The following is an 11,998-nucleotide window of genomic DNA, read 5'->3' on the forward strand; positions in this document are numbered from 1 at the left end:
CCGTGATCGAGCACCGAGCACCTCGTGGCGCGCTTCCGGTGGTCAGGGCGAGGCGGCGAGGCTCAGCTCTCGCCTGCCGTCGGGCGTGGCCGCGCTGCCCGCGCGGCCGCCTCGCGCTCGCGGCGCCGCCATTCGGCGTCGATCGTGTTCTGGCGTCGGTGCTCGCGGAATCGTGCCATCGGACCGAAGCGGTGGCTGCTGACCGGCGCCGGCACGTGGCCGGATGCGAACAGCGAGTATGCCGAGGTCGGATCTGGCTCATCGGGCAGTGCCGCGTTGGTGAGCTTGTACACCGGCGTGCGCCGTGACGCGACGTGCGCGGCGCCGTCGCGCGGCATCGGGCCGTAGAAGCGATCGCGGTACGGGCCGAAGAAGTGGGGTCCGCGTGCGGAGATACGCGGCGCCTCCTCCCAGGCGCGGCGCGCGATGGGATCGGTGGCGATGAGCTCCCCGAACAGCTCGTGCAGCCAGAAGTACCCGCTCGCCCGACTCCGCTCGCTCCAGTACCGCTCGGAGGCCGCGTGCCAACCGGCGATGATCGGCGAGCCCGATTCAGCGGCGAGGAACCACGACGACAGCGCCCGGCCCGGGCGCGGCGCGCGGAAGGCGAAGAAGCCGGTGGGAAGCGGGTCGGGCAGCCACGAGTCGAGCGGTTCCATGCAGAACGTCGTCGCATCCGCCCAGGCGCCGCCGAAGCGGTCCAGCAGGGCCAACCTGATGCGGTCAGACTGGGCCGCGGGCTTCACACCGGGGTCGATCGCAAGGTCGGGCACCAGGGTTGCGACATCGCTGCGGTCGATGGTGCGGACGGTCCACGTCGGGTTGGCTCGACGCCAGCTCTCGACGCACGACTGCACCAGGCGCGGTGCATCGTCCCAGCCCTGAAGCCAGAGAATCCAGATCGTCTTGTCCATCGCCGATCGCGCGCCCCTTCCGCCGCGAGGCGTGCGGGCCACGAATCGGCACGGACGGCACGGCGCGACAAAGACTAGCCCGGGCTGCTGCGCCCGTCAGGTCTCTCAGGCGAGCAGCCCCGCCGCACGCATCGCGGCCCACACCTGCGAGCGACCCGCGACCGATCCCAGGTCCTGCCCGAGCAGCTCCTGGGCCGCCGCGAGGCGTGCGCGGACCGTGTGCCGGTGCACGCCGAGCGCGCGTGCCGCGGCATCGTGGGCGCAGTCCGCCGCGAACCAGGCCGCGAGCGTGGCGACCAGCGCCGAGCCCTGCCGCTCGTCATGCGCGGTGAGGGGCTCGAGAGAGGCCTGCGCGACGATGCGCGCCTCGCCGGTCTCGAGCAGCGCCAGCACCCCGGCGCCCGGGAGGTCCGAGAAGCGCGTGACGGGGGAGAGCCTCCGCTCGCGTGCGGTCCGCGCCTGCCCGAGCGCCTCGGGCACGGCGTCGAGGCGCATGGGCGCCGACACCCCCACCGTGCCGCCGTGGCGCAGCACGAGCTCGTCGACCAGCGCCGTGTCCTCCTCCGCAAGCACCACCACCAGGTCGCCGTGGTCGATCGCGTGGAGCATCGCGACGCCTCGCGTGTCGAGCCAGCGCCCGATCCCGCCCGCCTCGGCGAGCCTCTGGTCGGCGACCGCGACCACCACGGGCGGGTCCGGCAGCGGCGATCCCGAGGCGCGCGCGACCCCGGCCGCGAGGGCCACGTCGCCGCGCAGGAGCGCCGCGAGCACGCCCTCCGCGAGCGCCTCCCGCGCCTGCTCAAGGTCCTGGCGCTGCTCGAGCGCGAGCGCGGCCATCGCGACCACGGTGGTCACCACCGCGCGGTGCTGCTCGTCGAGGTCCTCCGCCGCGATCGCGAGCACGGCGCGAAGGCGGCCCCGCTGGCCGAGCGTCTGGAGCTGGAACACCTGATCGCCCACCGTCACGCCCGAGGTGGCCTGGACGCCGCGCACCAGCATCGCCGCCGCGTGCCGGCGCAGCTCCGCCACGCTCGCGGCATCGACGCCGCCGCCCGGGTGCTCGTGCATGAGCGCATCGCCGTCGACCAGCCCCACCCAGGCGCCGAGGCGGCGCGCGAGCTCGGCGAGCATCGAGCGCAGCCCGTCAGGGCGCAGCGCCGCGAGCGCCACCGCGCGCTGCGCCTCGAGCGCCCACGTCCGGCGCTCGTAGGCGACGGCGGCCAGCGCCTCGGCGTTGGCGCGTGCGAGCGCGATGAACGGGGTGTCGTACGGGACCTCCCACAGGGGCAGGCGCGCCTCGCGGCAGGCCTTCACCAGGGGCTCGGGGATGCCCTCCCGCTCGACCTCGGTGCCGAATCCCAGGCCGATCATCCCCGAGCGCGCGAGGCGCTTCACGTAGGCCGCATACGGCTTGGGGTCGTCACCCGCGTCGCGGAACTGCGTACCCGTGGTGAGCAGCACCATGCCGCCCGCGAGGAAGGGGGTGGGGTCGGCGAGGTCGGAGCTGTGGATCCATCGGACGGTCGCGTCGAGCGCGCCCTCGGGGATCGCGGCCTCGGGGGTGGCGAGGCGCAGGTGGAGCTCGGGTCGCGCGAGCAGCGCGCGGATGGTCGGCGAAGCCATGAGCCGAGCCTGCCACCGTGGACAGTTCTGAGCAAGAGGCTGTACGCGGCGGCGAGTGCGGCGTCCACGGTCGCGGGCCTAGCGTCGCACTCATGACCCTCATCGACACCTCCGCCGCGACCGCCGGCGGACCGGCCCTCACGCAGGAGCGCCGGCTCGTCACCGCGATCCCTGGTCCGCGCTCGCAGGAGCTGCTCGACCGCAAGTCGGCAGCCGTCGCCGCAGGCGTGGGCCACACCGCGCCCATCGCGGCCGTGGCCGCGGGCGGCGGCGTGGTCGTCGACGCCGACGGCAACTCGCTCATCGACCTCGGATCGGGCATCGCCGTGACCTCCGTGGGCAACGCCCATCCCAAGGTGGTCGAGGCCGTCCAGCGCCAGGCCGCCCAGTTCACCCACACGTGCTTCATGGTGTCGCCCTACGAGGGCTACGTGGCCGTCGCCGAGGCGCTCAACCGCCTCACGCCGGGCGACTTCCTCAAGAAGTCTGCGCTGTTCAACTCCGGCGCGGAGGCCGTCGAGAACGCGGTCAAGATCGCGCGCAAGGCGACCGGCCGCCAGGCCGTCGTGGCCTTCGACCACGCGTACCACGGCCGCACCAATCTCACGATGGCGCTCACCGCGAAGTCGATGCCCTACAAGAGCGGCTTCGGACCCTTCGCCTCCGAGGTGTACCGCGCGCCCATGTCGTACCCGTACCGCGACGGCCTCACCGGCCCCGAGGCGGCGGCCAAGGCGATCTCGGTCATCGAGAAGCAGGTGGGCGCGGACAACCTCGCGGCCGTCATCATCGAGCCGATCCAGGGCGAGGGCGGCTTCATCGTGCCCGCCGAGGGCTTCCTCCCGGCGATCTCGGAGTGGTGCACCGCCAACGGCGTGATCCTCATCGCGGACGAGGTGCAGAGTGGCTTCGCGCGCACCGGCGCGATGTTCGCCTCCGAGCACTTCGGGATCGTGCCCGACATGGTCACCACCGCCAAGGGCATCGCGGGCGGGCTCCCGCTCGCCGCCGTCACCGGCCGCGCCGAGATCATGGACGCCGCCCACGTCGGGGGCCTGGGCGGCACCTACGGCGGCAACCCGATCGCCTGCGCCGCGGCGCTCGCGAGCATCGAGGTGTTCGAGTCCGAGGACCTGTCCGACCGCGCCCGGGAGATCGAGGCGCTGATGCTCGCGCGCCTCGAGACCATGCAGGCGGCGGACGCGCGCATAGGCGACATCCGCGGACTCGGCGCGATGATCGCGATCGAGCTCGTGGACCCCGCGACCAAGGCGCCCGCCGCCGCGCTCGCCGGCGCGGTGGCCAAGCGCTGCATCGCCGAGGGCGTCATCGTGCTCACGTGCGGCACGTACGGCAACGTCCTGAGGTTCCTGCCGCCGCTCACCATCGGCGACGCGCTCCTGTCCGAGGGCCTCGACGTGGTCGCGGCCGCGCTCGCGGCGGAGGTGTCCGCATGACCGCCGTCGCCGAGCGCGCGCTGCTCGACTCCGTCCCCACCGGCCTGTACATCGCGGGGGAGTGGACCCAGGCGTCGTCCGGCGCGACGCTCGACGTCGCCGACCCGTCGACGGGCGAGGTGCTCGCGAGCATCGCCGACGCGACGCCGGACGATGCGCGGCGCGCACTCGACGCGGCCGTCGCCGCGCAGGGCGCGTGGGCCGCGACGGCGCCCCGCGTGCGCGGCGAGATCCTGCGCAAGGCGTTCGAGCTGGTGCGCGAGCGCGCGGAGGACTTCGCGCTGCTCATGACGCTCGAGATGGGCAAGCCGCTCGCCGAGGCGCGCGGCGAGGTCGCCTACGGCAACGAGTTCCTGCGGTGGTTCTCCGAGGAGGCCGTCCGGATCACCGGGCGCTTCGGCCCCAACCCCGAGGGCACCGGCACGATGGTCGTCTCGCAGCGCCCCGTGGGGCCGAGCTACCTCATCACCCCGTGGAACTTCCCCCTCGCGATGGCCACGCGCAAGATCGCCCCCGCGCTCGCCGCGGGCTGCACCGTCGTCGTGAAGCCGGCCGCGCTCACGCCGCTCACCACGCTGCTGCTGGCCTCGGTGCTCGAGGAGGCGGGCGTCCCCGCCGGGGTGGTCAACGTGTTGACCACCTCCCGCTCGGGGGCCGTCTCGGAGCCCATCATCTCCGATCCGCGCCTGCGCAAGCTCTCCTTCACCGGGTCGACCGAGGTGGGTCGCGCGCTGCTCAAGCAGGCCGCCGACGGCGTGCTGCGTGTGTCGATGGAGCTGGGCGGCAACGCTCCGTTCCTCGTGTTCGAGGACGCGGACCTGGACAAGGCCGTCGAGGGCGCCCTCATGGCCAAGTTCCGCAACATCGGTCAGGCCTGCACGGCCGCCAACCGGTTCATCGTGCACGCCTCCGTCGCCGACGAGTTCGCGCGCCGCGTCGCGGAGCGCGTCGCGGGGATGAAGGTGGGCCGCGGCACCGAGGACGGCGTCACCATCGGCCCGCTCATCGACGACCGCGCCGTCGCGACGTCGCTCGCCCTGGTGGACGATGCGGTGGCCAAGGGCGCCACTGTCGCCGCCGGCGGCAAGGCGGTCGACGGGCCAGGCAGCTTCGTCGAGCCGACCGTGCTCACGGGCGTGCAGCCGGGCTCCGAGATCCTCACCACCGAGATCTTTGGGCCCGTGCTCGCGATCGCGACCTTCGAGACCGAGGAGGAGGCGATCGCGCTCGCGAACGCCACCGAGTACGGCCTGGTCTCGTACGCCTTCACACAGGACCTGGCGCGCGGGCACCGCCTCATCGATCGGCTCGACACCGGGATGATGGGCCTCAACGCGGGCGTGGTGTCCAACGCGGCCGCGCCGTTCGGCGGCGTCAAGCAGTCCGGCATCGGCCGCGAGGGCGGCCTCGAGGGCATCCACGAGTACCTGTCGACCAAGTACACCCTGATCCCGGCGGGCTGAACCGCCGCATCGTCCACCCACCACCAGCAACGCAAGGAGACACATGTCCGGCTACGCAGTAGTGAACCCGGCCACCGGCGAGCGCCTGGCCGACTACCCGACGATGTCCGAGGCGGACGTCGAGACCGCGCTCGCGGCCGCCGACGGCGCGTACCGGGGGTGGTTGCGCTCGTCCACGGTCGAGGAGCGTGCCGCGCTGGTGCGTCGCGTCGCCGAGCTGCACCGTGAGCGTCGCGAGGAGCTCGCGGCGATCATCGTGCGCGAGATGGGCAAGCCCCTCTCGCACGCGCTGGGCGAGGTGGACTTCGCCGCGGACATCACCGAGTACTACGCGGACAACGCGGAGAAGGTCACGGGCGACACCCCCATCGACATCCTGGGCGAGGGCACCGCGGTGATCCGCCGCAGCCCGCTGGGCGCGCTGCTCGGCATCATGCCGTGGAACTTCCCCTACTACCAGGTGGCACGCTTCGCGGCGCCGAACATCGTGGTGGGCAACGCGATCGTGCTCAAGCACGCGCCGCAGTGCCCCGAGTCGGCCGCCGCGATCGAGCAGATGTACCGCGACGCGGGCTTCCCCGAGGGCGTCTACGTCAACGTCTACGCCTCGAACGAGCAGGCCGCGACGATGATCGCCGACCCGCGCATCGCGGGCGTCTCGGTCACGGGCTCGGAGCGTGCCGGGTCCGCCGTCGCGTCGCTCGCGGGTCAGCACCTCAAGAAGGTGGCGCTCGAGCTCGGCGGCTCGGACCCGTTCATCGTGCTGTCGACGGACGACCTGGACGCCGTCGTGGAAGGCGCCGTCGAGGCCCGCATGGACAACTCGGGCCAGTCCTGCAACGCGCCCAAGCGCTTCATCATCATCGACTCGCTCTACGACGAGTTCCTCGAGAAGTTCACGGCCGCGATGGTCGCGTGCACCGCGGGCGACCCGTTCGCGGAGGAGAGCGTCATCGGGCCCCTGTCCTCGCTCGCCGCGGCGGAGCGCCTCGACGCGCAGGTGTCCAAGGCGGTCGAGCAGGGCGCGACCCTGGTGGCAGGCGGCACCCGTGACGGCGCGTTCTTCGAGCCGACCGTCCTCACGGGCGTCACCAAGGACATGGACGTCTACCGCGAGGAGCTCTTCGGGCCCGCGGCGGCCGTGTACAAGGTGGCCTCGGAGGAGGAGGCGGTCGCGCTGGCCAACGACACGGCGTTCGGCCTCGGCTCGTACGTCTACACGACCGACCCCGAGCAGGCCGAGCGCATCGCGGACGCGATCGAGGCCGGCATGGTCTACGTCAACTGCGTGCTCGCTGACAGCCCCGAGCTGCCGTTCGGCGGCGTGAAGCGCTCCGGCACCTCGCGCGAGATGGGCCTCCTCGCCGCGGACGAGTTCGTCAACAAGAAGCTCATCCGCATCGCCTGACCCATCGACGCCCGGCGGCCGCCTCCTTCTCCTGGGTGGCCGTCGGGCGTCGTCGTGTCCGGGGCCGACCGGCGCGCGCCAATACCCCCTGGGGTATGCTGTCCCGCATGATCAGCATCCGCCGCGGCGCCCTCGCCGCCACCGCCCTTGTCCTCGCGGCGACGCTCGCCGCCTGCTCGCCCACGGAGTCCGGCCCCGTCGCCTTCGACGGCGAGCACGTCTCCGCCGACCGCTTCGCCGAGGCCGTCGCCACCGACGGCGTCGTGGTGATCGACGTCCGCACCCCCGAGGAGTACGCCGAGGGCCACCTGCCCGACGCGGTCAACATCGACGTGTCCGCGTCGACCTTCGACTCCGAGGTCGCCGGGCTCGACCCCGAGGGCGAGTACGCGGTGTACTGCCGATCCGGCAACCGCTCGGGCGTCGCCATCGAGCAGATGGCCGCGGGGGGCGTCGAGCACACCGTGGGCCTCGAGGGCGGCATCGGCGCCTGGTCGGGGGACGTCGTCGCCGGCTGACGGACCGCGGCTCGCGGCCGCGCCGCGCTCACGACCGACGGAAGGTGCCCGCCACGAGCTCGTGGCGGGCACCTTCCGTCGTGGTCGACGCTTGCGCGCCGGGGGCGGGCTCAACCCTCCGCGGTCAGCAGCTCGCCGCGGACGACAGCCACGGCGGTGCGCCACCCGAGCCCGAGGACCAGCAGGCTTGCCGTGGCGAGCGCCGCCACCCCGACCCAGGCCGCGAAGGCGGTCGCGCCGCTCTCGTAGGCCGCGAGCAGCGCGGACGCGGCCGCGCCGAGGGGGAACGTGTACGCCCACGCGCTCACGGCGAAGGGCACCTTGCGCAGGTAGGTCGCCTGCGAGGCGAGCAGCGCGAGCTGGAAGATCACCACGCCGAGCAGCATCATCGCGATCGGGTCGGTCCACGATCCGCCGAGGCGCACCCAGGACAGCGAGGCAACGGCAGGCGGGGCGACGAGGATCGCGAGCGTGGGCGCGAGGCGCCACGGCATGGTGCCCTCGAGGAAGAGCCTGCCCAGCACGATGGGCAGCAGCCCGAGCCAGAACAGCGCGCCGACCCCGAAGAAGTACCAGCTGATCTCCGTGGGCGCGTGCGCGACGCCCGCGAGCGGTGCCACCAGGTTGCCGACGATCGGGATGAACCACGCCGGGTGCACGTGCACCGCCTCGACGCGCGCGTCCGCGATCCAGGCGCGCATGATGAGCACGGTCGCGATGAACTGCAGCGCCGCGCCGGGCCACCACAGCGCCGCGGAGACGCCTTCGGCGATCGGTGCGAACGCCGTCGCGAGCACCATGAGCGAGACCGGCAGCGTGGCCACGAACGCGGACTTCACGGGGTGCGTCCACTCGGCGCGGGCCGCGCCCGGGTGGCGGATCGCCTTGGCCGCGTAGGCCACGAGGGCGACCGCGACGACCGCGAGCCCGAGGCCCGCGAGCATGTCGTTCACCGGCAGCGACAGCTCGAAGGCCTCCTCGAGGCGGTACCACGCGACCGCGGTCCCGCCCACTCCCATCGCGACGGCGAAGATGCCCACCGGGAGGTGGGCGAGGCTGCGCGCCGGAGGCGCCGTGGACGATGCGGCGGTGTCGGTGGTCATGGCTTCCTCCTCGGCGTCGGGATACCCCCTGGCGTATGCCCTCAGTCTGGCACCGGCCGCCGGGGTCGCGGACGGGGTCGATGGTCCCATGCCTGCCCGCCGCGGCGGCGTTCCGGCCGGCGTCAAGTGCTCGGGCGGGACCATTCCGGACCTCCTGGCCGGCCGCATCGTCCCCGCGAAAGCACGTGAAAGTCCCTGGATCCTATACCCCCTAGGGCATAAAATGCCTGGTAGTGGGCCTATGGTCCCCGGGACCTCTGCCCCGCGAGATCCCCCTGGCCCGCGCCTACCGTGAGGGTCATGGGGATCGAGGCCCGGAGGGGGCCGGCACCCGTCACTAGGAGCCAGACAAAGATGACTACCACTGTCCCGGAGAGCGCGACCACCGACGTCGCGACCGCCATCGACAAGCTCGTCGCCAACGCCCAGGAGGCGCTCGACGCGTACAGCGTGTTCACGCAGGACGACGTCAACCTCCTCGTCAAGAAGGCCTCCGTGGCCGCCCTCAACCAGCACGGCGAGCTCGCCGTCCTCGCGGTCCAGGAGACCGGCCGCGGCGTCTTCGAGGACAAGGCCGTCAAGAACATCTTCGCGTGCGAGCACGTCACGCACTCGATGGGCCCGATGAAGACCGTCGGCATCATCCACGAGGACCCGATCAAGGGCATCACGGAGATCGCGGAGCCCGTCGGCGTCGTCGCCGGCGTCACCCCCGTGACCAACCCGACCTCGACCGCGATCTTCAAGTCGCTCATCGCGCTGAAGACCCGCAACCCGATCATCTTCGCGTTCCACCCGAGCGCGCAGCAGTCGTCCGTCGCCGCCGCCAAGATCGTCCGCGACGCCGCGATCAAGGCCGGCGCCCCCGAGCACTGCATCCAGTGGGTCGAGACCCCCTCGCTCGAGGCCACCAACCTCCTCATGAACCACGACGGCGTCGCGCTCATCCTCGCGACCGGCGGCAACGCGATGGTCAAGGCCGCGTACTCGTGCGGCAAGCCGGCCCTCGGCGTCGGCGCGGGCAACGTCCCCGCCTACGTGCACAAGTCGGCCGTGCTCGAGCGCTCGATCAACGACCTCGTGATCTCGAAGGCCTTCGACAACGGCATGGTGTGCGCCTCGGAGCAGGCCGTCATCCTCGACGCCGAGATCTACGACAAGGCCCTCGAGCTGTTCGACCGCCTCCACGCGTACAAGGTCACCCCTGCCGAGAAGAAGATGCTCGAGGAGTTCATCTTCGGCGTCACCGCCGACGGCCAGAACTGCGCCGGCGCGAAGCTCAACCCGAACGTGGTGGGCAAGTCGCCGCAGTGGATTGCCGAGCAGGCCGGCTTCTCCGTCCCGGAGGAGACCTCGATCATCCTCGCCGAGGTCTCGACCGTCGGCGAGAGCGAGCCGCTCACCCGCGAGAAGCTGTGCCCGGTCCTCGCCGTCCTCAAGGCGGAGTCCACCGAGCAGGGCCTCGACTACGCCGAGCGCATGGTCGAGTTCCACGGCCTCGGACACTCGGCCGCGATCCACGCGACCGACGACGCGCTGATCAAGGACTTCGGCAAGCGCTGCAAGGCGATCCGCATCATCGTGAACTCGCCCTCGAGCCACGGCGGCATCGGCGACATCTACAACGCGTTCATGCCGTCGCTCACCCTCGGCTGCGGCTCCTACGGCCACAACTCGGTCTCGAACAACGTCACCGCGGTCAACCTCATCAACGTGAAGCGCATCGGCCGGAGGAACAACAACATGCAGTGGTTCAAGGTTCCGGCCAAGACCTACTTCGAGCCCAACGCGATCCAGTACCTGCACGACATGAACGGCGTCAACCGCGTCACGATCGTCACCGACGCGACCATGACCCGCATCGGCATCGTCGACAAGGTCCTCGACGTCCTCAACCGTCGCGAGAACCCGATCTCGGTGCAGATCATCGACAACGTCGAGCCCGAGCCGAGCGTCGCGACCGTCCGCAAGGGCGCCGAGACCCTCCGCGCCTTCAAGCCCGACACGATCATCGCGGTCGGCGGCGGCTCGCCGATGGACGCCGCGAAGGTCATGTGGCTGCTGTACGAGCACCCGGACATCGACTTCGCCGACCTCAAGGAGAAGTTCTTCGACGTCCGCAAGCGCGCCTTCCAGTTCCCGAAGCTGGGCGAGCTGGCCAAGCTGGTCTGCATCCCGACCACGTCGGGCACCGGCTCCGAGGTGACGCCGTTCGCCGTGATCTCCGACCCGGAGAGCGGCCGCAAGTACCCGCTCGCCGACTACGCGCTCACACCGACCGTCGCGATCGTGGACCCGGTCCTCACCGCGAACCTCCCGTCGCGCGTCGCCGCCGACTCCGGTCTCGACGCCCTGACCCACGCCACCGAGGCCTTCGTCTCGGTCTACGCGAACGACTACACCGACGGCCTGTGCCTGCAGGCCATCAAGATGGTCTTCGAGTACCTGCCCCAGTCGGTGCAGGAGGGCGGCCAGGCGGTCAAGGCCCGCGAGAAGATGCACAACGCCGCGACGATCGCCGGTATGGCCTTCGCCAACGCGTTCCTGGGCCTGGTGCACGCCATGTCGCACGTGACCGGCTCCACCTTCCACATCGCCCACGGCCGGACCAACTCGGTGTACCTGCCCCACGTGATCCGCTACAACGGCAAGGTCCCGACCAAGCCGGCCTCGTGGCCCAAGGCGGAGTCGTACGTCGCGCCGGAGCGCTACCAGGAGATCGCGAAGCACCTCGGTCTCCCGGCCTCGACCCCCGAGGAGGGCGTGGAGTCCTACGCGAAGGCCGTCGAGGACCTGCGCACCGCCTGCGGCGTCGAGAAGTCCTTCAAGGAGCTCGGCGTGGACGAGGCGGAGTTCATGGCCTCGCTCGACACGCTCGCGATGAACGCCTACGCCGACCAGTGCGCGCCGGCCAACCCGCGCCTGCCGATCCTCGAGGACATGAAGGTGATGATGGAGGCCGCGTACTACGGCATCACCTGGGACGAGGTGAAGGCCAACCGCAAGGCCGAGGCCATCGTCGCCGACGCCAAGAAGGCCCCGGCCAAGAAGGCCGCTGCGAAGAAGGCCTGAACAAGCTGGCTCCCGGGGTCCTCGTGACCCCGTGAGACCCTCCCTCAGGGCCCCGACACCCCTCCGGTGTCGGGGCCCTGTGCGTGTTCCGGGACGATGCGCGGGTGCGCCATGATGGTCGGCATGAATCGCCGCCTCGCCGCCACGCTCGTCGCCGCCGCCACGCTCGCCACCGTCCTCTCGGGCTGCGACGACGCGAGGGACGCGCTCACCGAGGCCACCTCCGGCGCCAAGGACGCGATCGAGAAGGCGAACGACGTCAAGGACCAGGTCAAGCAGAAGGCCGACGAGGTCCAGCAGAAGGTCGACGACGCGAAGCAGACGATCGACGAGACGAAGCAGAAGGTCGAGGACGTCAAGGACGCGGTCGACGCGGTCACCGGCGGCTGATCCCGCGCATCGCGCGCGAGGTCCCGCACGAGCGCCACTAGACTTGACGC

General features: G+C 71.6%; 9 protein-coding genes. 6 read left to right on the forward strand and 3 right to left on the reverse strand.

Annotation, left to right across the window (positions count from 1 at the left end; translation table 11 throughout):
* Positions 1–62: 62 nt before the first annotated feature.
* Together AOM06_RS12970 and AOM06_RS12975 are read right to left on the reverse strand one after the other, a co-directional pair.
* Positions 63–914 carry a capsular polysaccharide synthesis protein gene (locus AOM06_RS12970; protein WP_062307394.1) on the reverse strand — a complete coding sequence of 284 codons (852 nt, stop codon included), beginning with the start codon at positions 912–914 and terminating at the stop codon, positions 63–65.
* Positions 915–1,019: 105 nt separating this feature from the next.
* Positions 1,020–2,537 carry a PucR family transcriptional regulator gene (locus AOM06_RS12975; RefSeq protein ID WP_062307398.1) on the reverse strand — a complete coding sequence of 506 codons (1,518 nt, stop codon included), beginning with the start codon at positions 2,535–2,537 and terminating at the stop codon, positions 1,020–1,022.
* Between the two features lie 92 nt (positions 2,538–2,629).
* Between AOM06_RS12975 and gabT the strand changes: the two genes are divergently transcribed.
* From gabT to AOM06_RS12995, 4 genes are all read left to right on the forward strand, one after another.
* The gene (gene gabT / locus AOM06_RS12980) at positions 2,630–3,994 is read left to right on the forward strand and encodes a 4-aminobutyrate--2-oxoglutarate transaminase (RefSeq protein ID WP_062307403.1); all 1,365 of its coding nucleotides are present in this window, start codon (positions 2,630–2,632) and stop codon (positions 3,992–3,994) included.
* A complete protein-coding gene (locus AOM06_RS12985) occupies positions 3,991–5,457 on the forward strand; it encodes an NAD-dependent succinate-semialdehyde dehydrogenase (protein ID WP_062307407.1) in 1,467 nt (488 codons plus the stop codon). Before gabT ends, AOM06_RS12985 begins: the two co-directional genes overlap by 4 nt.
* 43 nt (positions 5,458–5,500) lie before the next feature.
* Positions 5,501–6,865, forward strand: a complete 1,365-nt coding sequence (locus AOM06_RS12990) for an NAD-dependent succinate-semialdehyde dehydrogenase (protein ID WP_062307414.1) — start codon at positions 5,501–5,503, stop codon at positions 6,863–6,865.
* Between the two features lie 107 nt (positions 6,866–6,972).
* A complete protein-coding gene (locus AOM06_RS12995) occupies positions 6,973–7,383 on the forward strand; it encodes a rhodanese-like domain-containing protein (protein WP_062307419.1) in 411 nt (136 codons plus the stop codon).
* A gap of 110 nt (positions 7,384–7,493) precedes the next feature.
* Here the strand turns inward: AOM06_RS12995 and AOM06_RS13000 are convergent, their stop codons facing one another.
* A complete protein-coding gene (locus AOM06_RS13000) occupies positions 7,494–8,486 on the reverse strand; it encodes an SLAC1 anion channel family protein (RefSeq protein WP_062307424.1) in 993 nt (330 codons plus the stop codon).
* A gap of 354 nt (positions 8,487–8,840) precedes the next feature.
* Between AOM06_RS13000 and adhE the strand changes: the two genes are divergently transcribed.
* Both adhE and AOM06_RS13010 read left to right on the forward strand, forming a co-directional pair.
* Entirely contained in the window at positions 8,841–11,558 is a 2,718-nt protein-coding gene (adhE, locus tag AOM06_RS13005) for a bifunctional acetaldehyde-CoA/alcohol dehydrogenase (RefSeq protein ID WP_062307429.1), read from the forward strand.
* Positions 11,559–11,681: 123 nt separating this feature from the next.
* On the forward strand, positions 11,682–11,948 hold the full coding sequence (locus AOM06_RS13010; protein WP_156163709.1) for a hypothetical protein: 267 nt from the start codon (positions 11,682–11,684) through the stop codon (positions 11,946–11,948).
* Positions 11,949–11,998: the final 50 nt, after the last annotated feature.

This window comes from Demequina subtropica, assembly GCF_000971235.1.
Lineage (GTDB): Bacteria > Actinomycetota > Actinomycetes > Actinomycetales > Demequinaceae > Demequina > Demequina subtropica.

Excerpts from the sequence above, each read along its gene's own strand:
- AOM06_RS12970 (WP_062307394.1), bottom strand. The coding sequence starts at position 914 with ATGGACAAGACGATCTGGATTCTCTGGCTTCAGGGCTGGGACGATGCA.
- AOM06_RS12975 (WP_062307398.1), bottom strand. The coding sequence starts at position 2,537 with ATGGCTTCGCCGACCATCCGCGCGCTGCTCGCGCGACCCGAGCTCCAC.
- gabT (WP_062307403.1), top strand. The coding sequence starts at position 2,630 with ATGACCCTCATCGACACCTCCGCCGCGACCGCCGGCGGACCGGCCCTC.
- AOM06_RS12985 (WP_062307407.1), top strand. The coding sequence starts at position 3,991 with ATGACCGCCGTCGCCGAGCGCGCGCTGCTCGACTCCGTCCCCACCGGC.
- AOM06_RS12990 (WP_062307414.1), top strand. The coding sequence starts at position 5,501 with ATGTCCGGCTACGCAGTAGTGAACCCGGCCACCGGCGAGCGCCTGGCC.
- AOM06_RS12995 (WP_062307419.1), top strand. The coding sequence starts at position 6,973 with ATGATCAGCATCCGCCGCGGCGCCCTCGCCGCCACCGCCCTTGTCCTC.
- AOM06_RS13000 (WP_062307424.1), bottom strand. The coding sequence starts at position 8,486 with ATGACCACCGACACCGCCGCATCGTCCACGGCGCCTCCGGCGCGCAGC.
- adhE (WP_062307429.1), top strand. The coding sequence starts at position 8,841 with ATGACTACCACTGTCCCGGAGAGCGCGACCACCGACGTCGCGACCGCC.
- AOM06_RS13010 (WP_156163709.1), top strand. The coding sequence starts at position 11,682 with ATGAATCGCCGCCTCGCCGCCACGCTCGTCGCCGCCGCCACGCTCGCC.